Consider the following 24,862-nt stretch of genomic DNA (forward strand, 5'->3'; position numbering starts at 1 on the left):
GGCGGAGAGCGTCTCAATCCGTCTCCCCGCGCAGCGGTCGCGCCAGCAGCGCGGCGACCACGTCGTCGACCCCGGCCGAACCCGCCACGATCGCCGCGACCGCCTGCGCCACCGGCATCTCGACGCCCTGCGCCGCCGCGAGGCCATCCAGGGCCGCGGCCGTGAAGGCGCCCTCGGCGAGCTTGCCGCCTGCGGCCTCGTCTGGAGTTGCCCCGGCGCCGAGCCGCTGCCCGAAGGCGAAGTTGCGCGATTGCGGCGAGGAGGCCGTCAGCACGAGGTCGCCGAGCCCCGAGAGGCCCATCAGGGTCTCGGGCCGGCCGCCGAAGGCGCGGGCGAAGCGCATCAGCTCGGCGAAGGCCCGGGCGATCAGCGCCGCCCGGGCGCTCTCGCCGAGGCCGCGCCCGGCCACGATCCCGCACGCGATGGCCAGCACGTTCTTGCCGGCCCCGCCGATCTCGACGCCGCGCACGTCGTCGGTGTGGTAGAGCCGCAGGCTCGGCCCCGAGAGCAGCGCCGACAGGGACGCGGCACGGCCGGCATCGGCCGCCGCCAGGGTCACGGCGGTGGGCAGGCCGCGGGCCACGTCGGCCGCGAAGCTTGGACCCGACAGGACCGCGACCGGCGTGTCCGGCGGCAGGACCTCCCCCGCCACGGCGCTCATGAAGCTGTCGCTGCCGCGCTCGATACCCTTGGCACAGAGGATCACCGGGCCGGCCGAGGCCAGGGGCGCACGCAGGGATTCCAGCACGCCGCGCACGGTCTGGGCCGGCACCACCAGCAGGGTCGCCCGGGCGCCGGCGAGTTTTTCAGACTGCGCCGTCGCGCGAATGCCCGGATGGAGCGGGACGCCCGGAAGGTAGCGCGGATTCTCCCGCTCGGCCTGGAGCCTGGCGGCGGCCTCCGGGCCGCGCAGCCAGAGCGTGACGGGATGCCCGGCGGCGGCGGCGGCGTTGGCGAGTGCGGTTCCCCAGGCCCCGCCACCGACGACGTTGATCGGCGCGCTCATGCCGGGACCTCCGCGTGTTCGAGCCGATAGAGGCGGTGGAGGCGCAACGGCCCGTCCGGCACCGCCGGATGCGGAAAAGTTCCGGCCGGGACCATGCCGAGGCGCTCCATCACCGCCCGGGAGCGGTCGTTTCCGGCCGCCGTGTAGGCCACGACGGCGCGGATGCCGCAGCGCCCGGCGAGGTCGGCCAGCGTCAGCCGTGCGGCCCGGGTGGCGATGCCGCGGCCCCAGGCATCCCGCGTCAGGCGCCAGCCCAGTTCGATCGTCGCGCCGACCCGCTCGCCCCCCGGGAACGGCAGGGCCCGCATGATCCGGAAGGCGCCGACGAAGCCAAGGAACCGGCCGCCCTGCTCGACCGCCCAGGGTCCGAAGCCGTCGGCCACGAAGCGACGGTCGCAGAGGCCCGCCTCGACGGCGCTCTCAGCTTCCGTCCACGGCCGGGGGAAGTAGGCCATCACCGCCGGGTCGGCGTTGAGCGCCGCGAAGGGCGCCGTGTCGTCCGGACGCCAGCGGCGCAGGATCAGGTCGCCGTCCCGGAGGCAGTTGGGGACCACGGCGCACGCGATCTTGCCCCGCCATGCCAGGGAGCGGCGGTTCAGGAGGGCGAGATCCGCGTGCTCGGCGAGCACGGCCTCGCCCAGCGCGATCGTCATCTCGAGCTGATCGAGCGGCATGTTGGCGTGGGCCGGCGGGCGGACATGGTCGCGCCAGGGGCCGCCGCAGGTGTTGTCGAGCAGGATTCGCGCGAAGCAATGGTCGAGGCGCACCGGCCAGTCCGGCCGGGCGGCCTCGGGCAGGCGGCGTTCGACGAGTTCGCGCCAATGCGCGCGCCGCGCCGCCGCGCTCATCCGGCCGCCGCCGCGGCGGCCGGATCGGCCGAGAGCTGCCAGCGCGGCCGGGCCGGGGCGGTGAGGTCGTCGACCAGGCCGAGGCGCAGGCGCTCCAGACCGGCCCAGGCGATCATCGCGCCGTTGTCGCCGCAGAGGTGCAGGGGCGGGGCGACGAAGCTCAAGCCCGCCTCGCCGGCCAACGCGGCGAGCGCCCGCCGGATCGCGCCGTTGGCCGCCACGCCCCCCGCCGCCACCAGGGCGGTGGGCCGTCCGGCCACGCCCGAGAAGGCGCGCAAGGCGACCCGGGCGCGGTCCACCACGACGTCGACCACCGCGGCCTGGAAGCCCGCGCAGAGATCGGCGACGTCGCGCTCGGCGAGCGGGGCGATCTTTTCCGCCTCGATCCGCAGGGCGGTCTTGAGGCCCGAGAGGGAGAAATCGGCCTCGCGCCGGCCGAGCATCGGCCGGGGCAGGGCGAAGCGCTCGGGATCGCCGGCCTCGGCCATGCGCTCGACTTCGGGGCCGCCGGGATAGCCGAGGCCCAGCAGCTTGGCGGCCTTGTCGAAAGCCTCGCCGATGGCGTCGTCGATGGTGGAGCCGAGCCGGACGTAGTCGCCGACGCCGCGCACCGCCAGGAGTTGGGTGTGGCCGCCCGAGACCAGCAGCAGCAGGTACGGGAAGGCGATCCCGTCGGTCAGCCGGGCCGTGAGGGCGTGGGCCTCCAGATGGTTCACGGCGAGCAGCGGCTTGCGGGTCACGAGCGCCAGGGTCTTGGCGGTGACGAGTCCGACCAGCACGCCGCCGATCAGCCCAGGCCCGGCCGCCACCGCGATCCCGTCGAGCTCGGGCAAGCCGATCCCGGCTCTCTCAAGGGCGCGGGCGATCAGCCGGTCGAGCACCTCCACATGGGCGCGGGCGGCGATCTCGGGCACAACGCCGCCATAGGCCGCGTGCTCGGCGATCTGGCTTAGCACCTCGTCGGCGCGGATCTGCCCGACGCCATCCGCGTCGACCGAGACCACGGCGGCGGCGGTCTCGTCGCAGGTGGTCTCGATACCGAGCACCGTCTTCTGCACGCGTGGATCTCCTGGTTCGGGCAGCCTCGAAGCCGCCAGCAGTCTGGGTGTGAAGGCGGGGCTTGGACTAAGCCATCCTCCCCATCCGCACCCGCGTCCTGTGGTCCCGAAGCGCAGCGGAACCCTCCTCCGAGGCGGCTTCGCTGCACCTCAGGATCAGGCCGTGGCTTGGGGGCCATCGCCGACCCGTACCAATCGAGCCGGCGCGCGTATTCCGCCGCCTCAGTCGACCGCGACCATCACGTCGGAGGCCTTGATCACCGCATAGGCGGAACCGCCGGCGACGAGCTTGAGCGAATCGACCGCCGCGTTGGTGATCGAGGCCGTGACCACTTGTCCGGGGCTGATCTCGATCTTCACGAGGGACGTGGTCGCACCCTTTTCGACCGAGAGGACCGTGCCCTTGATGACGTTGCGCGCGCTGATCTTCATGAATCCGGTTCCCCTGCCGCACCGGGCGGCGCTGGGCCGGTCTCCTACAGCAAGGTGGGCCCGCGCGCGACCGCCTCAGCGCGCCTCCGGGGTCGGATCGCCCTCTTGCTCGTCCCCGGTATCGCCCTCGTCGTCGGTCTCTTGCTCGGCCTCCTCCTCGGGAATCGGCGCCGCGCCCCAGCCGACGAGCGCCGCGTTGAGGTCGTCGAGGACGAAGTGCCGGGCGCTGTCCCGGTCATACCCATCGGCCAAGAGGTCATCGTAATCGGTGAAGACATGGCGGGCATAGGTCACGAGGGCGAGCCGCGCCGCGGTCTCGGGCGCAGCCCGGCGCAGGCCCGGGCTCGCCAGCGCCCGGGCCAGGACGGAATCAGCCTCGAAGTCCGGCAGGCGTGGGGCAAGCCGCGCCAGCGCCGCCGCCACCGCCTCGCGCCGATTACGGGGGGGCATTGCGTCGCTCACCGGGGGCCCTCCGGCGGTGTGATTTCACGGCTCGGATCCGCTAAGATTGCTTTCACACGAGGCGGGACAGGGACACGAACCCCCGCCGGGGAGATCTGGTTCATGGCAACGATCCGTCACGCGGTGATCCTGGGCGTTCTGCTCGGGGCGAGTCCAGCGCTGGCCCAGGCCCCGGGTTCCGACCGGGGTGCCGGCGTCGCACCGGTCCCGGATTCGGCCCCCGGCGTCCGGCGCAGCCGGCAGCTCACCGCCACGGGCCAGACCAAGCCCCCCGGCGCCGGCCTGACGGCCACCGGAGGACCGCGCCCCGTGAACGAGGCCGAGATGATCAAGGCCCAGAAGGCTGCGGAGGCCCGCTCGAAGGCCTGGGACAGCAAGATGCACAACACGATGGGCTCGATCTGCCACGGGTGCTGAGGCTCCGGGGTCCCGTCCCGCGAGCCACCGTTCAGGGACGTGACAGCAGAAACGCGAAGGGGCCGCCCGATGGGCAGCCCCTCCGTCGAGACCGTGTCCGGTCGAATTTTAGCGGGAGTAGAACTCGATGACGAGGTTCGGCTCCATCTGCACCGGGTAGGGCACCTCCGACAGGGTGGGGATGCGAGTGACGCGGGCGGTCATCTTGGCGTGATCAGCCTCGATGTAGTCCGGCACGTCGCGCTCGGGGAGCTGGGTCGCCACGATGACGATCTCGAGCTGACGGGACGACTCCTTGACCTCGATGAGATCACCGGCCTTCACCTGGTAGCTCGGGATGTTGACACGCACGCCGTTGACCTTGACGTGGCCGTGGTTGACGAACTGGCGCGCGGCGAACGGGGTCGCGACGAATTTCGACCGGTAGACCACGGCGTCGAGGCGGCGCTCGAGCAGGCCCACGAGGTTCTCGCCGGAATCGCCACGCTGGCGGATCGCCTCGGCGTAGTAGCGGCGGAACTGCTTCTCGGTGATGTTGCCGTAATAGCCCTTGAGCTTCTGCTTGGCGCGCAGCTGCGTGCCGAAGTCGCTCATCTTGCCCTTACGGCGCTGGCCGTGCTGACCGGGGCCGTACTCACGGCGGTTGACGGGGCTCTTCGGGCGGCCCCAGATGTTCTGGCCCATGCGGCGGTCGAGCTTGTGCTTCGCCTGAATCCGCTTCGACATGTTTCGCGTCCTCTCGTGACCGAGATTGAGGAACGCGCCCTCCTTTTCCCGGACAGGATGTCGGGGACGACAGGGCGGGAGGATCCCGCCCACGGGTGCGCATGAAAACGCCAAGGGGCCCCGTGCGGAGCCCCATCGACGGGCTGCGTCTTAAGGGACGGGGGCGCCGCGGTCAACCACAGGAGGTCGCTTGGTGGACGAGACGATTGCGATCCGGCGCGGGGATCCGGCGGACGCGGAGGCGATCCGCGCGCTGGTCGAGGCAGCCTACACCAAGTGGATCCCGGTGATCGGGCGCCTGCCGACACCGATGCAGGCGGACTACGCCGAGGCCGTGCGGACCCACCGGTTCGATCTGCTGCGGGCCGACGCGGACCTCGCCGCGCTGATCGAGACCGAGGTCGAGACCGACCACCTGCTGATCGTCAACGTGGCGGTGCATCCGGCCTTCCAGGGGCGGGGCCTCGGCACCCGGCTGCTCGGCCTCGCCGAGGGGATTGCCGGAGAGGCGGGGCTGGCGCAGCTGCGCCTCTACACCAACAAGAAATACGTTGCGAACCTGCGCCTCTACGGCGCGCTCGGCTACCGGGTGGAGCGGGAGGAGCCCTATGCCGGCCCGGGCCGGACCCGGGACGACGACATCACCGTGCATATGGTGAAGGTGCTGGGCGATGCCCCCTCGGGCGATCGTGCGGGTGCGCCCTGATGGACGATGCCGTCGTTCCGCGGCACCATCGCCGGCCCGTCAGCGGGTGGGCTGGCGGGTCAGGCGCGTCGGCAGAAAGTCCCGGTTTCAAAAGGCCTTCGACCTTTTGCGGGTCCAGGGCAGAGCCCTGGTGCCGGGCTTCGCCCGATCTCGGGGGCTCCGCCCCCGAACCCCGCCAAAAGGCTCTCCCTGTGGAAACCCCGTTTTAGGTCACCACGCTCGGCTCAGGCCGGCCGGTACGCGGTGCGATCTCGGCGAGCGTGCGGGCCGCCGCCACAACAGAGGCGAGCACCTCGGCCACGGGGAGGTCGAGCCGGTCCGGTGCGTTCTCGTAGCGCTCCAGATAGACCCGCAGCGTCGCCCCGGCGGTGCCGGTGCCCGAGAGCCGGAATACGGCGCGCGCATCCTCGGCAAAGCCGATCCGGATGCCCTGGCGCTCGGTCAGCGAGCCGTCCACCGGATCGCGGTAGGCGAACTCGTCGGCGGTCGACACCGTGAGATCGCCGATCCGCGTGCCCGGCAACCCGGCGAGCTTCTGGCGCAGGGCGTCCATCAGGCCGTTGGCGGCGTCCGAATCCACCTCCTCGTAGTCGTGGCGGGCGTAATAGTCGCGCCCGTAGGTCTGCCAATGGGCTCGCACCAGCGCGTCGGCGCGCTCGCCCGTGGCGGCCAGGATGTTGAGCCAGAGCAGCACCGCCCAGAGCCCGTCCTTCTCGCGCACGTGGTTCGAGCCGGTGCCGGCGCTCTCCTCGCCGCACAGGGTGATGAGGCCCGCATCCAGCAGATTGCCAAAAAACTTCCAGCCGGTGGGGGTCTCGTAGGCCTTGATGCCGAGGGCGGCCGCGACCCGGTCTGCAGCGCGGCTCGTGGGCATGGAGCGCGCGACGCCCGCGAGGCCCCCGGCATAGCCCGGCGCCCGGTGGGCATGGGCGGCGAGCAGCGCGAGGCTGTCGCTCGGGGTCACGAACAGGCCCGGGGCCACGATCATGTTGCGGTCCCCGTCGCCATCCGAGGCGGCGCCGAAATCCGGCGCGTCCGGCCCCTGCATCAGGTCGAACAGGTCGTGGCAATGGACCGGGTTCGGATCCGGATGGTGGCCGCCGAAATCTTCTTTCGGAGTGGCATTGACCACCGTGCCTTTCGGCGCGCCGAGCATCCCTTCGAGGATCGCGGTCGCGTAGGGGCCGGTCACCGCGCTCATGGCATCGAAGCGCATGCGGAAGCCCGAGGCGAACAGGCGCGAGACCGCGTCGAAGTCGATGAGCGTGCGCATCAGCGCGGCGTAATCGGCCACCGGGTCGATCACCGTCACCGTCATGCCGCCGAGGCGGGTGTCGCTGAGCGTGTCGAGGTCGAGATCCGGGGCCTCGACGAGGCGGTATTCGGTCAGCGCCTTGGCCCGCTCGAAGATCGCGTTGGTGAGGGATTCCGGCGCCGGCCCCCCGTTGGCGGCGTTGAACTTGATGCCGAAATCGCCCTCCGGCCCGCCCGGGTTGTGGCTCGCCGAGAGGATGATCCCGCCGAGCGCCTGGGCCTTCCGGATCACGCAGGAGGCGGCCGGCGTCGAGAGCAGGCCGCCGCGCCCGACCAGCACCCGGCCGAACCCGTTGCCGGCGGCGAGCCGCAGCGTCTTCTGCACCACCTCGCGGTTGAGGAACCGCCCGTCGCCGCCGAGCACCAGGGTGGCGCCCGCCTTGTCGGGCAGGGTGTCAAAGATCGCCTGGACGAAGTTCTCGACGTAGTTCGGCTGCCGGAACACCGGCACCTTCTTGCGCAGGCCGGAGGTGCCCGGCTTCTGGTCGGGGAAGGGCGTGGTGGCAACGGTGGTCGGGGTCGTCATGAGCGGGCGTCTCCCGGGATCCTGCGCTTCAATGCCCGTCCCAAGCCGCGGCGTCACCAGGGCGGAGCGCGCAGCGGGGGCTTTTTCAAAACGTTTCGGGAGACGGAACCGGCCCGCTGTCCAATGGAGCGCGCCGCGGAATATTGCGCCGGGCCCGTGCGACCGGCTCAAGTCCCGGAAGCCGCCGCGAAGGCGGGTGGGAGAACGCCATGTCGGACAGATCACCGCGGATGCGACGGTATCGCAACGCATCGCAGCCGGCCCAAGGCCTTCCCCAGGGGCTTCCCCAGGGCCTTCCGCGGCGTCACCTGATCGGGGCCCTGGCCGCCGTCGCGGCGGGCGCGGCCCTTCCGGCGGCGGCGGCCCCGGCGAACCCGCTGGAAACCGAAGAATTCCGCCTGCCCTGGAGCGAGGCCGGCATCGACATCTACGTGCGCAACAAGCGACCCGCCGGGATTGACCGGTTCCCGGGCGACCGGATTCTGCTCTACGTCCACGGTGCGACCTACCCGGCTTCCACCGCCTTCGACCTGCCGCTCGGCGGGATGTCGGCGATGGATTACGTCGCGGGCCTGGGTTTCGACGTCTACCTCGTGGACCTGCCGGGCTACGGACTATCCGGCCGCCCCAAGGTCATGGACGCGCCGGCCTCCGACAACGCACCCTTCATGCGCACGCCCGATGCAGCCAAGGTGGTGGGGCAGGTGGTCGACTTCATCCTGAAGCGGCGCGGGGTCGAGAAGATCGACCTGATGGGCTGGTCCTGGGGCACCTCCACCATGGGGCTCTACACCAGCACCCACAACGACAAGGTCAACCGGCTCGTCCTCTACGCGCCGCAATGGCTGGCGCGCACGCCGGCCCTGATCGGCGGCAGCGGGCCGCTCGGCGCCTACCGCAGCGTCAGCCGGGACAGCGCCAAGGCGCGCTGGCTGACGGGCGTACCAGAGGACAAGGCCGCCGCGCTGATCCCACCGGGCTGGTTCGACCAATGGGCCGACGCGACCTTCGCGACGGATGCGGCGGGCGCCAAGCAGTCACCGCCCGTTCTGCGGGCGCCGAACGGCGTCGTGGCCGACTCGAAGGAATACTGGCAGGCCGGCAAGCCGCTCTACGACCCGGGCGAGATCCGCGTGCCGGTGCTGATCATCCACGCCGAGTGGGACGCCGATCTGCCGAGCTACCAAGCGCAGGAATACTTCACCAAGCTGACGCACGCCCCCTACAAGCGCTTCGTCGAGCTGGGGGAGGGCACCCACACGGTGATGATGGAGAAGAACCGCGTGCAGTTCCTCCACGCCGTCGGGGCCTTCCTCACGGAGGCGGATCCGCAGGCGCTGAACTGAGGCGGGCCGGAGGCCTCCTTCGAGGCTTCGGCGGTGCTCCGACATCGCAGGATCACAGACGCGGCGACCAGCCCGGCCGCCGCGGGAGGCTCGCCCTACTCAGCCGCCTGCCGGGCCTCATACCCCAGCCGCTCGTTCAGCGCCCGGATCAGCTTGACCGCCGCCTCGGCGATCACCGTGCCGGGCGGGAAGATCGCCGCCGCGCCGGCCTCCGTCAGCGCCGCGTAGTCGCCCGGCGGGATGACGCCGCCGATGGCGATCATCACGTCGTCCCGGCCCTGCTCGGTGAGCGCTGCCTTCAATTCCGGCACCAGGGTCAGGTGACCGGCCGCCAGCGACGAGACGCCGACGATGTGGACGTCGTTCTCCACTGCCTGCCGGGCGGCCTCGGCCGGCGTGGCGAAGAGCGGCCCGATATCCACGTCGAAGCCGAGATCGGCGAAGGCCGAGGCGATCACCTTCTGGCCGCGGTCGTGCCCGTCCTGGCCCATCTTGGCGACCAGGATGCGCGGCCGGCGGCCGTCATTCTCCTCGAACGCCTCGACAAGCGCCCGGACTTCCTCGACCACAGGCGACATGCCCCCCACCTCGCGCTTGTAGACGCCGGAGATCGAGCGGATCTCGGCGCGGTGCCGGCCCCAGGCCTTCTCCAAGGCCTCGGAAATCTCGCCCACCGTCGCCTTGGCGCGGGCGGCCTCGACGGCGAGTTCCAGCAGGTTGCCGGCGCCGTCCGCGGCCCGGGTCAGCGCATCGAGCCGAGCCGTGACCGCGGCCTCGTCGCGCTCGGCGCGCAGGCGCTGGAGCTTGTCGATCTGCAGCCGGCGGACATTGCCGTTGTCGACCCGCAGCAGGTCGATGGCCATGTCGTCGTCGGCCCGGAACTTGTTGATGCCGACGATGGTCTGGCGGCCGGAATCGATCCGCGCCTGGGCGCGGGCCGCAGCCTCCTCGATCCGCAGCTTGGGGATGCCGGCCTCGATCGCCTTGGCCATGCCGCCGAGCCCGTCGACCTCGCGCATATGCTCCCAGGCCCGGGCGACCATGTCGGCGGTGAGCTTCTCGACGTAGTAAGAGCCGCCCCAGGGATCGACGATCCGGCTGGTGCCGCTCTCCTGCTGCAGGAACAGCTGGGTGTTGCGGGCGATCCGGGCCGAGAAGTCGGTGGGCAGGGCCAGCGCCTCGTCGAGCGCGTTGGTGTGGAGCGACTGGGTGCCGCCCTGCGTCGCCGCCATCGCCTCGATGTTCGTGCGGGTGACGTTGTTGAACACGTCCTGCGCGGTGAGCGACCAGCCGGATGTCTGCGAGTGGGTGCGCAGCGCCAGCGATTTCTCCGATTTGGGATCGAACCCCTTCACGAGCTTCGCCCAGATCAGGCGCGCGGCCCGCATCTTGGCGATCTCCATGAAGAAGTTGGTCGAGATCGCCCAGAAGAACGACAGGCGCGGGGCGAACTGGTCGATCGTCAGCCCGGCCGCCAGCCCCGCCTTGATGTACTCGACGCCGTCGGCGAGCGTGTAGGCGAGTTCCAGGTCGTTCGTCGCGCCGGCCTCCTGCATGTGGTAGCCGGAGATCGAGATCGAGTTGAACTTCGGCATATTTTTCGAGGTATACGCAAAAATATCCGAGATGATCCGCATCGATCCCTTGGGGGGATAGATGTAGGTGTTGCGGACCATGAATTCCTTGAGAATATCGTTTTGAATGGTGCCGGCGAGTTTCTGCGGCGGCACGCCCTGCTCCTCGGCGGCGACGATGTAGAGGGCGAGGATCGGCAGCACCGCGCCGTTCATCGTCATCGACACGGTCATCTCGTCGAGGGGAATCCCTGAGAACAGCGTGCGCATGTCGTAGATCGAGTCGATCGCCACGCCCGCCATGCCGACATCGCCCGAGACGCGGGGATGGTCGGAATCGTAGCCCCGGTGCGTGGCGAGGTCGAAGGCCACCGACAGGCCCTTCTGCCCGGCCGCGAGGTTGCGCCGGTAGAAGGCGTTCGAATCCTCGGCCGTGGAGAAGCCGGCATATTGCCGGATCGTCCAGGGCTGGGTGACGTACATGGTCGGGTAGGGGCCGCGCAGGAACGGTGCGAGGCCGGGATAGGTGTCGAGGAACTCGATGCCCGCCCGGTCCTCAGGCCCGTAATGGCCCTTCACCGGAATGCCCTCCGGCGTCATCCAGGGCTCGCCGAGCACAGGCGCCGCGACCGCGAGCGATTCGCCGGCGAGCGGGATGTCGGCGAAGTTCGGGATGCGGGAGGTCATGGCGTTGACTCGTTATGGCGTTTGTCATGCCATTATAGGGACGTGCTCGGAGCGGGCTACTCCCCTCAGGTCGATCCCGCACCGTGCCTCTCGTCCGGATTCAAAAGGTCTCGACCTTTTGCGGGTGCAGGGCAGAGCCCTGCGGCGGCGCGGAGTCCCACAGACATCAGGGCTCCGCCCTGATCACCCGCCAAAGGGCTCACGCCCTTTGGAAACCTGTTTGTCCCTGCGCCCGCTCCGCAGCAGGTAGACCATCGCCCCCGCCAGCATCAGCGCCATCCCGTACCACGTGAGCGCGTAGACCAAGTGGCTGTTGGGAAAGGCGATCACCGTCAGCCCGCCCACCGGCAGGCCGCCGGGATTGGGCGTCGCGTCGGCATCCACGAAGTAGGGGGCGACATCGGAGAGTCCCCGGGCCGCTGCGATGGACGCGACGTCGCGGGAATACCAGCGGTCGTCCTTCGGAGCGTTGGAGCGCAGGAACGCGCCCTTCGGCTCGGTCACCCGCAAAAGACCGGTCACCGTGGTCTCGCCTGCCACCTGACCGGCCGCCCGGGTCGCCGGATCCCGGCGGTCGCCGGGCACGAAGCCGCGATTGATCAGCACGCGGCTGCCGTCGGAGCGGCGCAGCGGCGTCAGCACCCAGAAACCGCCGCCGCGCTCGGTCACCGCCTGAACCAGGGTCTCGCGATCGTGCAGGAAGGTGCCCGAGACCGTGACGTGCCGGTAGGCGTCGTCGGGGCCGATCCGCGGCCATTCGGCGGGGCCGGGGGCCGGCATCGCCGGCGCGTGGACCCGGGCATCCACCCGGGCGATCAGGTCGAGCTTCCAGGCCCGGCGCTGAACCTGCCAGGTGCCCAGCCCGACGAGCACTACGAATACGAGCGCCGCGGCGGCCCCGAACACGATGCGTCGCCCCAACGACAACGGGGCCGGGGAGGGGTCCGCACCGGAGCCCCCCGCCGACCCCGACGGGTCCACTGTCGCGCGCCCGCTCAGCGGGCGTTGTTCATGACGTCGTGGGCGTCCATCGGCATCATGTTGTGATTGAGGTGGTACATCACCCACACCGAGCCAGCCAGCATGATCACCACCACCATGATGGTGAAGATCAGCGCCAGAAAGGTCCAGCCGCCCTCCGACTTCGTGTTCATGTGCAGGAAGTAGACAACGTGCACAACCATCTGGACGCCGCCCAGCGCCAGGATCACCAAGGTAGTGACGAGGCTGTTGTCGAGCACATTGCCCATCACCAGCCAGAACGGGATCACCGTCAGGATCACCGACAGGACGAAGCCGGTCATGTAGCTCTGGACGGTCCCGTGCCCGCCCGAGCTGTGGGCGTGGGAATCGTGCGTGTCCTGACCGTGACCGGTGAGGTGGCGTGCGTCGGCGCTCATTCGAGCACTCCCATCAGGTAGACGACGGTGAAGACGCCGATCCAGATAAGGTCAAGGAAGTGCCAGAACATCGACAGGCACATCAGCCGCCGCTTGTTCTCGACGATCAAGCCGCGCTTGCCGACCTGCACCATCAGCACGATCAGCCACAGGATGCCCATGGATACGTGCAGGCCGTGGGTCGACACCAGGGTGTAGAACGACGACAGGAACGCGCTGCGCCAGGGCGGCGCGCCCTCGTGGAACAGGTGGACGAACTCCCGGATCTCCAGCGCTACGAAGGCTGCGCCGAACAGGCCGGTGACGGCGAGCCAGATCTGCGTCTGCTTCACCCGGTCCCGGTCCATCTCCAGCATGGCGAAGCCGTAGGTGATGGACGAGAACAGCAGCATGGCGGTGTTCACCGCGATGCCCGGCAGGTCGAACAGCTCCTTCGGGGTGGGGCCGGCCGCGTAGCTGCGCCCGAGCACCCCGTAGGTCGCGAACAGGGTCGCGAAGATGAGGCAGTCGCTCATCAAGTAGAGCCAGAACCCGAGCATGGTCGAGCCCTCGGAATGATGGCCCTCCTCGTCGGTCTGGTAGAACACCGGCGCCGCGGCGCCGGGGGGTGCAGTCTCCGCGTGCATCATGGGATCACGCCATCTCCAGCTCACGCGTCCGCTGACCTTCCGTCCGGCTGACGGTGTCGGCGGGGATGTAGTAGTCGCGATTGTAATTGAAGGTGTGGGCAATCGCGACGACGAAGATCGCCACGAAGCTGAGCGCCGCCAGCCACCAGACGTACCAGATCATCGCGATGCCGAAGACGAAGTTCAGACCCGCCAGAATCGCGCCGGCCGCGGTGTTCTTGGGCATGTGGATCGGCTTGTAGCCCGTCATCGGGCGGGCGAAGCCGCGGTTCTTCATGTCCCACCACGCGTCCGAATCGTGGACGACGGGCGTGAACGCGAAGTTGTAGTCCGGCGGCGGCGAGGAGGTGGACCACTCAAGCGTCCGGCCGCCCCACGGATCGCCCGTCAGGTCCCGCAGCTTGTCGCGGTTGCGGATCGAGACCACGAACATCACGACCTGCGAGGCGATACCGCACGCGATCAGCACCGCGCCGATGGCGGCGATCACGAACCAGATCTGCAGCGACGGGTCGTCGAAGTGCTGCATGCGCCGGGTCACGCCCATCAGGCCGAGCACGTAGAGCGGCATGAAGGCGACGTAGAACCCGGTCACCCAGAACACGAGGGCGACCTTGCCCCAGAACTCGTCGAGCTTGAACCCGAAGGCCTTGGGGAACCAGAAGGTCACGCCGGCGAACATGCCGAACAGCACGCCACCGATGATCACGTTGTGGAAGTGCGCGATCAGGAACAGCGAGTTGTGCAGCACGAAGTCGGCCGGGGGCACCGCCAGCAGCACGCCGGTCATGCCGCCGATCACGAAGGTGACGATGAACGCCACCACCCAGAGCATCGGCACCTCGAACCGGATCCGGCCGCGGTACATCGTGAACATCCAGTTGAAGATTTTCGCCCCGGTCGGGATCGAGATGATCATAGTCGTGATCCCGAAGAACGAGTTCACGTCCGCACCCGAGCCCATCGTGAAGAAGTGGTGCAGCCACACGAGGTAGGCGAGGATGGTGATCACCACCAGCGCGTAGACCATCGAGGTGTAGCCGAACAGACGCTTGCCGCAGAAGGTCGAGGTGATCTCCGAGAAGATCCCGAACGCCGGCAGGATCAGGATGTAGACCTCCGGGTGGCCCCAGATCCAGATCAGGTTGAAGTACAGCATGGCGTTGCCGCCAAGGTCGTTCGTGAAGAAGTGCGTGCCGACGTAGCGATCGAGCGACAGCATCGCGAGAACGGCCGTGAGGATCGGGAAGGCGGCCACGATCAGAATGTTGGTGCACAGCGACGACCAGACGAAGATCGGCAGCTTCATCATGGTCATGCCGGGCGCCCGCATCTTCACGATGGTGGCGATCAGGTTGATGCCCGACAGCAAGGTCCCGATACCGGCGATCTGCAGCGCCCAGATGTAGTAGTCGACGCCGACGCCGGGGCTCATCGCCGCCCCGGAGAGCGGCGGATAAGCGAGCCACGTGGCGCGGGAGAACTCACCCACGAACAGCGAGACCATTACCAGCATGCCGCCGGCGACCGTCATCCAGAAGCTGAAGTTGTTGAGGAACGGGAAGGCGACGTCGCGGGCGCCGATCTGCAACGGCACGGCGAAGTTCATCATCCCGGTGACGAACGGCATCGCCACGAAGAAGATCATGATCATGCCGTGGGCGGTAAAGATCTGGTCGTAATGGTGCGGCGGCAGGAAGCCCTGCTCGTCACCGAACGCCACCGCCTGCTGCGAGCGCATCAGCATCGCGTCGGCAAAGCCGCGCAGCAGCATGACCGCCGCGAAGATGCAGTACATGATGCCGATCTTCTTGTGGTCGATCGACGTGATCCAGTCACGCCACATCGGTCCCCAGAAGCGGTAGTAGGTGATGACGCCGAGCACGGCGAGGCCGACCACGGCGACGCCCGCGAACGTCGCCTGCAGAATCGGCTCGTGATAGGGGATCTGCTCGATCGTAAATCGTCCGAAGAGCAGTTGCTGTAGATCGAGGTTTGCGAACATGGGATCGGCCCGTTCAGTGGGTTCGACGGCGACCGCCGGTCTCGTGTGTGGGGTCCGCTCGCGACGGGAGCGGCATCTTCGGTTCGAGTTGCATCACGGGTTCAGTCGAATCATTGGTTGAGCTGCTTGGGGGCGATCTGTCCGCCCTCGCTCTGGCCCTCGCCGGAGCCTTTGCCCTGGCTGTCGGGCGCCTTCTGACCCCGGACATCGGGGTTGCCCATGTCGGGCCGCGGCTTCATGCCCTGAGGCTGCGTCTGGCCGTGCGGGCCGGTCTCGGAGGCCGGCGCCGTCGCACCCGGCGCCTCGACACCGCGCTCGGCTAAGCGGTTATCGTATTGCAGCCGCTTGTAGTTGGCCTCGGCCTCCTCGCCGGACGCGCCACCCCTGGCGTCGATCTTGGTCATCTCGCCGACGCACATCTGATCGGGCCGGGGGCACATGCCGATGATCCGGTCGTAGAGGCCCTGCATGTAGGACTTGTAGTAGCGCGCCGGCTCGGCCTCGCTCGGCTCCTCAAGCTTCAGATAGGCCTCCTGGGTCAGCTCGCCGCCCTTGGCCTTCGTCTGGGCGACCCACTGGTCGAAGCCGTCGTTGGTCTTGCCGTGGAACTTGAAGAACATGTTGGAGAAGCCGGCGCCACTGTAATGGGCCGAACGGCCCTCCCAGGCGCCCTCGCGGTTGATCACCGCGTGGAGCTGGGTCTGCATCCCCGGCATCGCGTAGACCATGCCGGCGAGCGTCGGCACGTAGAACGTGTTCATCACGTCGGTGGCGGTGATCTTGAAGCGGATCGGCCGATCGACCGGCGCCGCGACCTCGTTGACCGTGGCGATCCCGTATTGCGGGTAGAGGAACAGCCACTTCCAATCCATCGCCACCGCCTCGATCTCCAGCGGCTGCGTGCCCGCCGGGACGTCGCGCTTGGCGTCGAGCTTGCTCAGCGGCCGGAACGGATCGAGGGTGTGGGTCCCGATCCAGGTGAGCGCGCCCAGCGCGATGATGATCATCAGCGGCGCCGTCCAGATCAGCACCTCGAGCTGGGTCGAGTGGTGCCATTCGGGATCGTAGACCGCATCCTCGTTGGTAGCGCGGTAGCGCCACGCGAAGATCAGTGTGAAGGCGATCACCGGTACGATGATCAGGAGCATCAGCCCGGTGGCAGCCAGCACGAGGTTGCGCTGCTGCTCGGCCACGTAGCCGGCCGGGTGCAGGACGACCATGTTGCAGCCGCCCAGAAGGGTCAGGAGAGGTAGGGCAAGGAGCGGCAGGAGGCGCCGCCCACGGCCGATCCGGGCTCGCACGATGTCGATCCTGTCCGCTCGATGGGTCGTAGAGGTCACAGCACGCGTCTCGTTATCCCATGCCGCTTGCGCGGCGCTTCTGCCAAGCCGCTCACGCGGCGCGTCCCATATGCCGCTCACGCGGCGCTCCAGCCGTACCGCGCGAGGCGGCATTCCTGTCAGCCATCGGGGCCGCGCGGCCGGAGCCGCGGGGCCGGACCGGCTACATCTGGCGCATTTCCGAGCGATCGAAGAACAGCGCCACGAGGCTGCAGACCGCCCCCGAGAGGAGGTAGACCCCGATCATCGCCAGCCCGTAGCGCTGCGACAGGAACAGCGCCACGAGCGGGGCGAAGCCCGCACCGAGCAGCCACGCGAAGTCCGAGGTCAGCGCGGCACCGGTGTAGCGGTAGTGATTGCCGAGGCGGGCGCTCACCGCACCCGCGGTCTGGCCATAGGCCAGGCCGAGCAGCATGAAGCCGATTGTGACGTAGATCGTCTGGCCGATGGCGCTCTCACCGAACAGGAGCGGCGCGATGATGCTGCCGAGGGCGAAGAAGCCGATCAGCGAGCTGCTCATGATCAGGCTGTTGCGGCGGCCGATCTGGTCCGCGATCAACCCGGAAGCGGCAACCGCGCCGGCGCACACGATGGCCCCGGAGAACTGCACGATCAGGAACTCGCCCGGCGAGCGGGTATTTGTGTTCATCAGCGCCAGCCACGCGATCGGGAAGATCGTCACCAAGTGGAACAGCGCGAAGGCAGCCAGCGGCACGAAGGCGCCGCGGACCACGTCGCCCGCATGGTGCCGGAACAGCTCCAGCGCCGGGACCGGGCGCAGCCGGTCGAGGTCCATCATCCGGGCGAATTCGTCGGTCGCCACGAGGCGCAGCCGGGCGAACAGGGCGACCACGTTGATCGTGAAGGCGCAGTAGAACGGGAAGCGCCAGCCCCAGTCGATGAAGTCGGCCTCGTCGAGGTTGACCAGGAAGAACGCGAACAGGGCGCTCGCCACCATGAAGCCGAGCGGCGCGCCGAGTTGCGGGATCATCGCGTACCAGCCGCGGCGCTCGCGCGGCGCGTTCATCGCGAGCAGCGAGGCCAATCCGTCCCAGGCACCGCCCAGCGCGAGGCCCTGCAGGATCCGCAGACCGGCGAGGATGTAGACCGCCGAGATCCCGATGCTGTCGTAGCGCGGCAGGAAGCTCACCGCGGCCGTCGAGCCGCCGAGCAGGAACAGGGCCGTGGTCAGCTTCACGCTGCGGCCGTGGCGCCGGTCGATCGCCATGAACAGCACGGTGCCGATCGGGCGGGCGATGAAGGCGAGGGCGAAGATCGCGAAGGCGTAGAGCGTGCCCTTGAGCGGATCGACGAAGGGGAAGAACACCTTCGGGAAGACCAGCACGCAGGCGATGCCGAACACGAAGAAGTCAAAGTATTCCGACGCGCGGCCGATCACCACGCCGATGGCGATCTCGTTCGGGTGGACCTTGTGGTCACCCATTGCCTGCTGGGCGTCGCGCTCGAGGCCCGTGACCGTCGGGGAATTCGCACTCATCTCTGATTGTCACCCTCGCCGCGCGCTCGTTTGAGCGCCATGGCCGGAACCGCCTCTTGCGGCATGTCCAGAGGTATCGCAACCGGCTTCGGACGCAAGTTCACCCACTGACGCATGCATGGCACCGTACGCGCCCATCGAGTCGGGGCGGCCGCTCAGACGCGGTAGTGCGCGGAATTCCGTGACAGGTTGATGTTGTAGTACGGGTCGGCGCGCAGCTCCGGGCCCCAGCGGTCGAGCATGGTGAGCACCTCGCCCTCGAACCGCTTCTGCTTCTCGGGCGTGTCTTCGGCCCCGCGGCTCTTCGACTCGTGGTGAATCAAACGGGCGAAGGGCGTCCAGACGATCCGGTAGCCGGCCCGGCGGATCTTCAGGCAGAGGTCGACGTCGTTGAAGGCGACCTTCAGGGCGGCTGCGTCGAAGCCGCCGACCTGCCTGAACACGTCGGCCCGCATGGCGAGACAGGCCCCCGTCACGGCCGAGACCTCGTGGGCGATCACCATGCGGCAGAAGTAGCCCGGATCCGCGTCCGGCACGCCGAGATGGCTGTGACCGGCCACGCCCCCGATCCCCAGCACGATGCCGCCGTGCTGGATGGTCCGGTCCGGATAGAGGAGCTTCGCCCCGACCGCGCCGATCTCCGGCCGGACCGCGTGGCGGACCATCTCGGTGAGCCAGTCCGGCTCCAGCACCTCGATGTCGTTGTTGAGGAACAGCAGCACCGGCCCGGTCGCGGCCGCCGCACCCCGGTTGGAGAGATCGGAGAAATTGAAGGCCCCCGGCACCGGTACGACGCGCACCCGCGGATCGTCGCGGTAGCGGGCGAACAGGGAAGCGGTCTCGGGCTCGCGGCTGTCGTTGTCGAGGATGATCACCTCGATGTCGGGGTAATCGGTCGCGGTCAGCAATCCGTCGAGGGTCACAGACAGGATCTCGGCGCGGTCCCGGGTCGGGATGATCGCCGAGACCCGGGGCGGCGGCGCCGGCAGGGGCCGGATCAGGCGGTTGAAGCCGCCGGGCCCGCGCTCGACCCGCCCGCCGAAGGGCGCCACGACCTCTTCGAGGGCGCGCAGGCGCGCGGCCTCGGCCCGGGCGAGCGACCGGTCCGAGAAGGTGCCGGACCCTTGCGCGGCGCGCCAATGGTAGAGCACCCGCGGGATGTGGCGGATGCGGGCGGGGTCGAGGCCGTCGGTCAGCCGGAGCAACAGGTCGTGGTCCTGACTGCCCTCGAAGCCGGGGCGCAGGCCGCCGACGGCGCGCAAGGCTTCGGTCTGCACCACCGTAAGATGGTTGATGTAGTTCTGCGCGTAGAGCAGCTCGCGGTCGAAGCCCGCCTTGAAATGCGGGTCGAAGCGGCGGCCGCGCCCATCGATCTTGTCCTCGTCGCTGTAGATCAACACGAGGTCCGGGTCGCGACGCAACGCCCGGGCAACCTCGTAGAACGCGTCCACGGTGAGCACGTCGTCGTGGTCCATGAAGGCGCAGACCACGCCCCGGGCGAGGCCCAGCGCGTCGTTGGTCGCCCGGGCGATGTGGCCGTTCTCGGCCCGGGTCAGGACGCGGATGCGGGGGTCGGTCTCGGCCGCCCGGGCCAGGATTTTTGGGATCGCGGGGCGCGTCGAGGCATCGTCGACGACGCAGAGTTCCCAGTGCGGGTAGAGCTGCGCGGCGAGCGAGGCGAGGGCGGCCCTGAGCACCTTCGGATCGGGGTCGTGGACCGGCATCAGCACGGAGATCAGCGGCGGGTCGGCCCAGGCGGCGATCTCGGAGGCGATCCCGTCACGCTCGGGCCGGCGCAGGGTGTGGGTGCCGAGCCACGCCTCGTAGCCGGTCACCCGCCGGTGGCGCAGGGCCCGGCCGAGGAAGCCCCGGGCCCGGACCTTCTTGCCGAGAACGCGCCAGTACAGGGCCTGCGCGGTCAGGCCCGGCTCGCGCAGGAGGCCTCGCCCGGCCAGGATCGGCCGGGCGAGGCGGCGCAGGGCGATCCGGCGCAGCCGGGCCGGCACCCGTCCTGACGGGTCGGCGACGCGGAGTTCGACGACGTCCTCGGGCAGGCGGCCGATCCACGCGAAGGCGCCCCCGCCCCGCGCCTCCTGCGGCAGGAGCGAGCCCGGGCGCCCGTCAGCACCGACGAAGCTGATATCCGGGACGGTGTCGCGGCCCTCGGCCGGATCGTTCGCCAGGATGATCTCGACCCAGCGTCCCGCGAGCCCCGGCAGCGCCACGCGCAAGCCGTCCGCCGCCACCCGCGCCGACAGGGGGCGGGGCTTACGTCCGAATCCCGTGATCTGCGCGGGCGGCAGACGCGAGGTGGGCAGCTCGGGGCCCGATGCGGAGGCCATCAGCGCTGACTCTCGTCGGCGGCAGCGACGATCCCGGCCCCCGCGGATCCGAGTTCGCGGGTCGAATCACCCCGATCGTGGTCGAAGATGCAGTTCATGTCTCGAAGCATGAGGCGGCGGGCCGGCGCCCTGCGGCGCGGCCGGATGCCGGGCGGCAGGCCCATAGCGCATTTTGCCGAGCCCGTGCACCTCGCACGGACCGGCCGTGCGCGGCGTCTTCCAAAAGACAGGTTCCGCTTGCGCCCCAGCCGGGCAGGGGCTATAGGCCCCGCCCACCGGAGCCCACACGGCTCCGGCCCGGGCGCGTCGCTCAGCGGGAGGGCACTCCCTTGACAGGGGTGTCGGCACTCCTCATGAGCAGCCGAGAAGTCCGGGCTTTCTCGATGGCTTCCAGGTTCGGTGAATCTGATCGCGGTCGGTAAGGAGACGTAGCACAGCGGTAGTGCATTCCCTTGACATGGGAAAGGTCACAGGTTCGATCCCTGTCGTCTCCACCATTCGCCAGACGGTCATCCGGCCGCGGCGCATTGGTCTCAGGCTCGGCGAGCCTGACACGGGTTCAACGAGCCGCAGCTGAAGGTTCGTAGGGCCGTCATGACCGGCGAGCGCAGGCACTGGTTCTACGATAGCCGATTGCTCGTCTGCGCCTTCTGCCTGCTGCTGTTCGTCGCGATCTTCTGGCAGGTCAGCCGGTTCGAGGGCTTCCAGCCGATCTTCACCTGCGAATCCAAGAACGACATCGATCGCCTACTGCTGACGACCGGCATGGATGCCTGCATGGGCAACGCCCATTCGCAGGACGACAAGGAGCGCTGCATGCGCACCGTCTATGTCCTCGCCTGCATGAAGGAGCGGTGGCGCTGACGGGCTCCGGGGCGGCCACCGCGCTGACCGGCCCGATCCACGCCGACCGCTGCCTGCGCCCCGAGATCGTCGTCCCGCCGGTCGCCCTCGACATCATGATCCCTGTCCGGCCGCTGATGCACATCTCCGGGGATGAACTCGCGGCGTCGTGCGGAAACCCTGCGCAGGATCACGAGGATCACGTACGCGCCAACATTCGCGCGGGCTCGCCCCTGTTTTAACCCTTCGTTAACCATTTTTACCAGTTTAGTTGGATCAGATCCGGCCGGTAGGGAGCATAAGGTCCGTGAGCGAGCTGCAGAGGCTTCTGAACGACCCGCGCTTCCGGCCCGCGGAGAGACTCAAGCAGGAACTCGGCGCCGCGGCCGAAGCCGGCCTCGGCAGCGTGCTGCGGGTCGTCTCGTCGATGCCGGATCCGGTCGAACTCCCGACGCCGAATCCGGCGCCGCAGGAGTGGGACGGTCTGATCCACAGGGTCCAGGCCGCCGCCCGACAGGCGCGCGTGGTCGAGGCGCAGGCCCGGGAGCGGGAGGAGCGCATCGAGCACGTGCTGGAGCGGGTCCGAGAGGACATCAACGCCTCCAACGAGCGGGCCCGCATCGCGGAGATGCAGGCCCGCGACGTCCAGGTGCGCGCCGAAGCGCAGGTCATCGCCGCCGAAGAGCGCGCCAAAGCGGCCGAGGCCCGTGCCCGCGCGGCCGAGGAGCGGGCACGGCACGCCGAGGAATGGCTCGGGCGCGTCCAGGAAGCGATCCTGTCCGAATTCTCCGATATGACCGACCAGGCCGCGGCATGAGCGGCGCGGCGTTCGCGGCGCGCGCCCCGGCCGCCTTCGGAGCCGCTGACGGCCGGAGCGATCCGATCGACCGGGTGGTGGCTTTGTTCTCCGGGCCGATTCCGGCCGCGGAGTCGGCCTCTGAGCCCGACGACTGGTCGGCCTCCCTCACGGCCGTGCGCGGCCTCGCGACTCGGGTGCGCAACCTTCAGACGAACGCTCGGGATTCGATGCGGGAGGCCCAGCGCTCGGTTCGGGAAGCGGACGCGACCGCGCGCGCCGCCGAGGATCGGGCGCTCCATGCCGAATCCCTGCTGCGCGAGGCTGTGGCCCGGGCGGAGCGCGCCGAGGCTCAGGTGCGCGCGGCGGCCGAGCGGGTCGAGCGGGCGGAGGCCCAGACCGCCGAGGCGCGGGCGTGGCTGCGGCGCATGCACGAATGCATGGTCAGCGAGTTCGGCGCCCTGACCCAGGAACCGGCCCTGGCCTGACTCGGCCGGGGCCTTACGCGAGCGCCGGAGCGGCTGCGACGTCAACCGCATGCAGCGTCCAGGCGAAGGGATCACCGGGGCCGTAATACACCGCGATCTCGAGCTGCAGGATCCGGATGCAGGCCTCGGACAGGTCCGGCAGCAGGTCGCGGCCCTGGCCGTCGAGGACGGACGTGAGCGCGGGGAGCGGCCGGCCCTCCCGGTAGGTGACGAGCACCTGCGCCTCGGCATACGGGTCGAGCGGATCGATGCAGTAACGCGCCGTCATCCGAGCCCTCCTCACGCCAGCCGCGAGGGCCGCCGGTAATACGGCTCTGTAACAGGCTGATGAAGCCGGCCGCCCGGGGCACGGGATGGACCGCCGCCAGGCGGGGTTGTCCCGCATCCCGCGGGCCCGGTCTCCGCAATGCGATCGATCGCCTTAAGGCCGTGCATACGCCTGCCGGGACAAGGTGGCCGGATCGGTTCGCACTCTGCCGGCAGGATCGCCGTGACGCTCAGCATCGTCCTCAGCACGGCGCTTCCGCTTCTCACGGGGGTAATGGCGCTGCTCTGGGCCGGATGGGTCGCCCCGGAGCGGGAGACGCTGCCCGACCTGTCCGGCCCCCGCGATCCCCGGACCTGGTGAGGGCGGCCGGAGCCGTTAAGGTCATCTTTACCCTGCCGCCACCCTGCCGCGCGGGGGCGAAACCCTCCGGGGGCGCGGCCGGTTTTGAGGCATGACTCAGTTCACGCTCGTGGCTCCGGCTCAGCCGCTGCCCGCCGGACACGCGCGGAAACGCGCCGCGGCCCATCGGTCGGGGCGCCGGAGCGCCACACTCGAGCGGCTCGCCCGCGAACTCGATCGGCCGGTCGAGGCCTTCTTCACCGATGCGGTGGCAGACACGCAATCCCCGGGCGCGGAATCCCTGGACGCGGATGCCGGCGAGCTCCTGGCCCTGGTGCGCCACTGGCTGGCGATCGACGATGGCCAGGCGCGCCGCCGCGTCCTCAGCCTCGCCCGCCAGGAGGCCGAGCGGTCCGGCTTCCGGGCCTGCGCCTGAGCGCGGGCATCGTCCCGAAGGGTGGTCTCCGGCTTTCGGACTATGATGATGCGAAACCCGCCGCGCGCTATGATCTAGGGGATGCCCCTGCGCGGGGGCCGACTCGGGGAGGCTTCACGATGGATCTCGGCTTGAGCGGGCGCCGGGCGCTCGTCTGCGCGGCGAGCAAGGGGCTGGGCCGGGGCTGCGCCCTGGCGCTCGCCCGGGAGGGCGTCGCGGTGACGATCACCGCCCGCACCGCGGAGACGCTGGAGCGGACCGCGGAGGCGATCCGCCGGGAGACCGGCGCCACCGTCACGGTCGTGGCGGGCGACATCGCCACCGAGGCCGGCCGGGCCGCGGCACTGGCCGCCTGCCCGGAGCCCGACATCCTGGTCAACAACGCCGGCGGCCCGCCCCCCGGCGATTTTCGCGACTGGGACCGGGACGCCTGGATCCGGGCGCTCGACGCCAACATGCTGGCGCCGATCGCGCTCATCAAGGCGACCGTCGACGGGATGATCGACCGGAAGTTCGGCCGGATCGTCAACATCACCTCGTCGTCCGTGAAGGCGCCGATCGCGCATCTCGGCCTGTCGAACGGCGCCCGCGGCGGGCTGACCGGCTTCGTGGCGGGCCTCGCCCGGCAGGTCGTGCGGCACGGGGTGACGATCAACAACCTGCTGCCGGGCCCGTTCGACACCGACCGGATCCGCGGCAACGCCGGGGCGCTCGCCGCCAAGGCCGGCCTCAGCGTGGAGGCCTTCCTCGAAGCCCGGGCCCGGGAGAATCCCGCCGGCCGCTTCGGCGATCCCGACGAGTTCGGGGCGGCCTGCGCGTTCCTGTGCAGCGGACGCGCCGGGTTCATCACCGGCCAGAACCTGCTGATGGATGGCGGCGCCTATCCGGGCACGCTCTGAGTTGACCCGGGAGTCCGGGTTCCCAAAGGGCTCAGCCCTTTGGTGGGTTGTCAGGGCAAAGCCCTGACGGAGTCCAGGGCGGGCGCCGTTCGGCGCAACACGCGGTGAGGACCATGAGCGTACGCGATACGGTCGAGGAGCGTCTGGCGCGGATCGGGGCGGGGGACCCGGCGGTGTTCACCCGCCTCTACCCGGATTCCGCCCGGGCGGCGGCGGATGCCGCCGATGCCCGCCGCCGGGACGGGCTGTCCCTCGGGCCGCTCGACGGCGCGATCGTCTCGATCAAGGACCTGTTCGACGTGGCGGGCGAGACCACGAAAGCCGGCTCGGTCCTGCTCGCGGGGGCGCCCCCGGCCGCTTCCGACGCCCCGGTGGTCGCCCGCCTGCGCCGGGCCGGGGCGGTGATCCTGGCCAAGACCAACATGTCGGAATTCGCCTTCTCGGGCCTCGGGCTCAACCCGCATTACGGCACCCCCG

General features: G+C 69.7%; 27 protein-coding genes and 1 tRNA gene. 12 read left to right on the forward strand and 16 right to left on the reverse strand.

Going from position 1 to position 24,862, the window contains the following annotated elements; genetic code table 11:
* Nucleotides 1-13 precede the first annotated feature (13 nt).
* From OXS49_RS13915 to OXS49_RS13935, 5 genes are all read right to left on the reverse strand, one after another.
* Entirely contained in the window at nt 14-1,006 is a 993-nt protein-coding gene (locus OXS49_RS13915) for an NAD(P)H-dependent glycerol-3-phosphate dehydrogenase (protein ID WP_267425021.1), read from the reverse strand.
* Entirely contained in the window at nt 1,003-1,854 is an 852-nt protein-coding gene (locus OXS49_RS13920; RefSeq protein ID WP_244003878.1) for a GNAT family N-acetyltransferase, read from the reverse strand. Before OXS49_RS13920 ends, OXS49_RS13915 begins: the two co-directional genes overlap by 4 nt.
* Complete coding sequence (gene tsaD / locus OXS49_RS13925) at nt 1,851-2,912, reverse strand: tRNA (adenosine(37)-N6)-threonylcarbamoyltransferase complex transferase subunit TsaD (RefSeq protein ID WP_267425022.1); 1,062 nt, start codon at nt 2,910-2,912, stop codon at nt 1,851-1,853. Before tsaD ends, OXS49_RS13920 begins: the two co-directional genes overlap by 4 nt.
* Nucleotides 2,913-3,134: 222 nt before the next feature.
* On the reverse strand, nt 3,135-3,344 hold the full coding sequence (locus OXS49_RS13930; RefSeq protein ID WP_244003882.1) for a TOBE domain-containing protein: 210 nt from the start codon (nt 3,342-3,344) through the stop codon (nt 3,135-3,137).
* Between the two features lie 75 nt (nt 3,345-3,419).
* On the reverse strand, nt 3,420-3,794 hold the full coding sequence (locus OXS49_RS13935) for a DUF2293 domain-containing protein (RefSeq protein WP_244003884.1): 375 nt from the start codon (nt 3,792-3,794) through the stop codon (nt 3,420-3,422).
* A 114-nt stretch (nt 3,795-3,908) separates the two neighbouring features.
* Here OXS49_RS13935 and OXS49_RS13940 point away from each other — a divergent pair, with 114 nt between their 5' ends.
* On the forward strand, nt 3,909-4,223 hold the full coding sequence (locus OXS49_RS13940) for a hypothetical protein (RefSeq protein WP_244003886.1): 315 nt from the start codon (nt 3,909-3,911) through the stop codon (nt 4,221-4,223).
* A gap of 108 nt (nt 4,224-4,331) precedes the next feature.
* Here the strand turns inward: OXS49_RS13940 and rpsD are convergent, their stop codons facing one another.
* Nucleotides 4,332-4,949, reverse strand: a complete 618-nt coding sequence (gene rpsD / locus OXS49_RS13945) for a 30S ribosomal protein S4 (protein WP_243922244.1) — start codon at nt 4,947-4,949, stop codon at nt 4,332-4,334.
* 193 nt (nt 4,950-5,142) lie between these two features.
* On the opposite strand from rpsD, the gene OXS49_RS13950 reads away from it, so the two are divergent.
* Entirely contained in the window at nt 5,143-5,655 is a 513-nt protein-coding gene (locus OXS49_RS13950) for a GNAT family N-acetyltransferase (protein ID WP_244003889.1), read from the forward strand.
* 205 nt (nt 5,656-5,860) lie between these two features.
* Here OXS49_RS13950 and OXS49_RS13955 read toward each other — a convergent pair whose 3' ends face one another.
* On the reverse strand, nt 5,861-7,495 hold the full coding sequence (locus tag OXS49_RS13955; protein WP_267425024.1) for an alpha-D-glucose phosphate-specific phosphoglucomutase: 1,635 nt from the start codon (nt 7,493-7,495) through the stop codon (nt 5,861-5,863).
* A gap of 230 nt (nt 7,496-7,725) precedes the next feature.
* On the opposite strand from OXS49_RS13955, the gene OXS49_RS13960 reads away from it, so the two are divergent.
* On the forward strand, nt 7,726-8,841 hold the full coding sequence (locus OXS49_RS13960) for an alpha/beta hydrolase (RefSeq protein WP_267425043.1): 1,116 nt from the start codon (nt 7,726-7,728) through the stop codon (nt 8,839-8,841).
* A gap of 95 nt (nt 8,842-8,936) precedes the next feature.
* Here OXS49_RS13960 and scpA read toward each other — a convergent pair whose 3' ends face one another.
* From scpA to OXS49_RS14000, 8 genes are all read right to left on the reverse strand, one after another.
* On the reverse strand, nt 8,937-11,102 hold the full coding sequence (gene scpA / locus OXS49_RS13965; RefSeq protein WP_267425025.1) for a methylmalonyl-CoA mutase: 2,166 nt from the start codon (nt 11,100-11,102) through the stop codon (nt 8,937-8,939).
* Nucleotides 11,103-11,285: 183 nt separating this feature from the next.
* Nucleotides 11,286-12,023, reverse strand: a complete 738-nt coding sequence (locus OXS49_RS13970; protein ID WP_267425026.1) for an SURF1 family protein — start codon at nt 12,021-12,023, stop codon at nt 11,286-11,288.
* Nucleotides 12,024-12,097: 74 nt separating this feature from the next.
* Nucleotides 12,098-12,502: a cytochrome o ubiquinol oxidase subunit IV gene (gene cyoD / locus OXS49_RS13975; RefSeq protein ID WP_244003904.1), complete on the reverse strand. Its 405-nt coding sequence runs from the start codon at nt 12,500-12,502 to the stop codon at nt 12,098-12,100.
* Nucleotides 12,499-13,131, reverse strand: a complete 633-nt coding sequence (gene cyoC, locus OXS49_RS13980) for a cytochrome o ubiquinol oxidase subunit III (protein ID WP_243922258.1) — start codon at nt 13,129-13,131, stop codon at nt 12,499-12,501. Before cyoC ends, cyoD begins: the two co-directional genes overlap by 4 nt.
* A gap of 4 nt (nt 13,132-13,135) precedes the next feature.
* Nucleotides 13,136-15,136, reverse strand: coding sequence for a cytochrome o ubiquinol oxidase subunit I (cyoB, locus tag OXS49_RS13985; protein ID WP_244003906.1), 2,001 nt, complete (start codon nt 15,134-15,136; stop codon nt 13,136-13,138).
* Nucleotides 15,137-15,246: 110 nt separating this feature from the next.
* On the reverse strand, nt 15,247-16,437 hold the full coding sequence (gene cyoA / locus OXS49_RS13990; RefSeq protein ID WP_267425028.1) for a ubiquinol oxidase subunit II: 1,191 nt from the start codon (nt 16,435-16,437) through the stop codon (nt 15,247-15,249).
* 202 nt (nt 16,438-16,639) lie between these two features.
* Entirely contained in the window at nt 16,640-17,974 is a 1,335-nt protein-coding gene (locus OXS49_RS13995) for an MFS transporter (RefSeq protein WP_243922265.1), read from the reverse strand.
* Between the two features lie 155 nt (nt 17,975-18,129).
* Nucleotides 18,130-20,316, reverse strand: coding sequence for a glycosyltransferase family 2 protein (locus tag OXS49_RS14000; protein WP_267425030.1), 2,187 nt, complete (start codon nt 20,314-20,316; stop codon nt 18,130-18,132).
* 422 nt (nt 20,317-20,738) lie between these two features.
* Between OXS49_RS14000 and OXS49_RS14005 the strand changes: the two genes are divergently transcribed.
* The 5 genes from OXS49_RS14005 (at nt 20,739) to OXS49_RS14025 (ending at nt 22,443) form a co-directional block, all read left to right on the forward strand.
* Nucleotides 20,739-20,813, forward strand: a tRNA-Val gene (locus OXS49_RS14005).
* A gap of 97 nt (nt 20,814-20,910) precedes the next feature.
* Nucleotides 20,911-21,180: a hypothetical protein gene (locus OXS49_RS14010; RefSeq protein ID WP_244003912.1), complete on the forward strand. Its 270-nt coding sequence runs from the start codon at nt 20,911-20,913 to the stop codon at nt 21,178-21,180.
* On the forward strand, nt 21,171-21,401 hold the full coding sequence (locus OXS49_RS14015) for a hypothetical protein (protein ID WP_244003914.1): 231 nt from the start codon (nt 21,171-21,173) through the stop codon (nt 21,399-21,401). The genes OXS49_RS14010 and OXS49_RS14015 overlap by 10 nt, the downstream gene beginning before the upstream one ends.
* 65 nt (nt 21,402-21,466) lie before the next feature.
* Nucleotides 21,467-21,976, forward strand: coding sequence for a hypothetical protein (locus tag OXS49_RS14020; RefSeq protein ID WP_267425035.1), 510 nt, complete (start codon nt 21,467-21,469; stop codon nt 21,974-21,976).
* Nucleotides 21,973-22,443, forward strand: a complete 471-nt coding sequence (locus OXS49_RS14025) for a hypothetical protein (RefSeq protein ID WP_244003918.1) — start codon at nt 21,973-21,975, stop codon at nt 22,441-22,443. Before OXS49_RS14020 ends, OXS49_RS14025 begins: the two co-directional genes overlap by 4 nt.
* A gap of 13 nt (nt 22,444-22,456) precedes the next feature.
* On the opposite strand, the gene OXS49_RS14030 is transcribed toward OXS49_RS14025, so the two are convergent.
* Entirely contained in the window at nt 22,457-22,711 is a 255-nt protein-coding gene (locus tag OXS49_RS14030; RefSeq protein WP_267425036.1) for a hypothetical protein, read from the reverse strand.
* 222 nt (nt 22,712-22,933) lie between these two features.
* Here OXS49_RS14030 and OXS49_RS14035 point away from each other — a divergent pair, with 222 nt between their 5' ends.
* The 4 genes from OXS49_RS14035 to OXS49_RS14050 form a co-directional block, all read left to right on the forward strand.
* Complete coding sequence (locus OXS49_RS14035) at nt 22,934-23,071, forward strand: hypothetical protein (RefSeq protein ID WP_244003922.1); 138 nt, start codon at nt 22,934-22,936, stop codon at nt 23,069-23,071.
* Between the two features lie 91 nt (nt 23,072-23,162).
* Nucleotides 23,163-23,486 (forward strand): hypothetical protein, encoded by a 324-nt coding sequence (locus tag OXS49_RS14040; protein ID WP_267425037.1) that lies wholly within the window; start codon nt 23,163-23,165, stop codon nt 23,484-23,486.
* 119 nt (nt 23,487-23,605) lie between these two features.
* Nucleotides 23,606-24,385 carry an SDR family oxidoreductase gene (locus OXS49_RS14045; protein ID WP_244001885.1) on the forward strand — a complete coding sequence of 260 codons (780 nt, stop codon included), beginning with the start codon at nt 23,606-23,608 and terminating at the stop codon, nt 24,383-24,385.
* A 113-nt stretch (nt 24,386-24,498) separates the two neighbouring features.
* Nucleotides 24,499-24,862: amidase family protein (locus tag OXS49_RS14050; RefSeq protein ID WP_267425039.1), on the forward strand; the 364-nt coding region annotated here is incomplete at its 3' end.

Source organism: Methylobacterium sp. GC_Met_2, assembly GCF_026540795.1.
GTDB lineage: Bacteria > Pseudomonadota > Alphaproteobacteria > Rhizobiales > Beijerinckiaceae > Methylobacterium.

Bases quoted from the DNA above. Each gene is read 5' to 3' on its own strand.
- OXS49_RS13915 (WP_267425021.1), bottom strand. From the start codon at position 1,006: ATGAGCGCGCCGATCAACGTCGTCGGTGGCGGGGCCTGGGGAACCGCA.
- OXS49_RS13920 (WP_244003878.1), bottom strand. From the start codon at position 1,854: ATGAGCGCGGCGGCGCGGCGCGCGCATTGGCGCGAACTCGTCGAACGC.
- OXS49_RS13930 (WP_244003882.1), bottom strand. From the start codon at position 3,344: ATGAAGATCAGCGCGCGCAACGTCATCAAGGGCACGGTCCTCTCGGTC.
- OXS49_RS13935 (WP_244003884.1), bottom strand. From the start codon at position 3,794: ATGCCCCCCCGTAATCGGCGCGAGGCGGTGGCGGCGGCGCTGGCGCGG.
- OXS49_RS13940 (WP_244003886.1), top strand. From the start codon at position 3,909: ATGGCAACGATCCGTCACGCGGTGATCCTGGGCGTTCTGCTCGGGGCG.
- rpsD (WP_243922244.1), bottom strand. From the start codon at position 4,949: ATGTCGAAGCGGATTCAGGCGAAGCACAAGCTCGACCGCCGCATGGGC.
- OXS49_RS13955 (WP_267425024.1), bottom strand. From the start codon at position 7,495: ATGACGACCCCGACCACCGTTGCCACCACGCCCTTCCCCGACCAGAAG.
- OXS49_RS13960 (WP_267425043.1), top strand. From the start codon at position 7,726: ATGCGACGGTATCGCAACGCATCGCAGCCGGCCCAAGGCCTTCCCCAG.
- scpA (WP_267425025.1), bottom strand. From the start codon at position 11,102: ATGACCTCCCGCATCCCGAACTTCGCCGACATCCCGCTCGCCGGCGAA.
- cyoD (WP_244003904.1), bottom strand. From the start codon at position 12,502: ATGAGCGCCGACGCACGCCACCTCACCGGTCACGGTCAGGACACGCAC.
- cyoC (WP_243922258.1), bottom strand. From the start codon at position 13,131: ATGATGCACGCGGAGACTGCACCCCCCGGCGCCGCGGCGCCGGTGTTC.
- cyoB (WP_244003906.1), bottom strand. From the start codon at position 15,136: ATGTTCGCAAACCTCGATCTACAGCAACTGCTCTTCGGACGATTTACG.
- OXS49_RS13995 (WP_243922265.1), bottom strand. From the start codon at position 17,974: ATGAGTGCGAATTCCCCGACGGTCACGGGCCTCGAGCGCGACGCCCAG.
- OXS49_RS14000 (WP_267425030.1), bottom strand. From the start codon at position 20,316: ATGGCCTCCGCATCGGGCCCCGAGCTGCCCACCTCGCGTCTGCCGCCC.
- OXS49_RS14010 (WP_244003912.1), top strand. From the start codon at position 20,911: ATGACCGGCGAGCGCAGGCACTGGTTCTACGATAGCCGATTGCTCGTC.
- OXS49_RS14025 (WP_244003918.1), top strand. From the start codon at position 21,973: ATGAGCGGCGCGGCGTTCGCGGCGCGCGCCCCGGCCGCCTTCGGAGCC.
- OXS49_RS14030 (WP_267425036.1), bottom strand. From the start codon at position 22,711: ATGACGGCGCGTTACTGCATCGATCCGCTCGACCCGTATGCCGAGGCG.
- OXS49_RS14040 (WP_267425037.1), top strand. From the start codon at position 23,163: ATGACTCAGTTCACGCTCGTGGCTCCGGCTCAGCCGCTGCCCGCCGGA.
- OXS49_RS14045 (WP_244001885.1), top strand. From the start codon at position 23,606: ATGGATCTCGGCTTGAGCGGGCGCCGGGCGCTCGTCTGCGCGGCGAGC.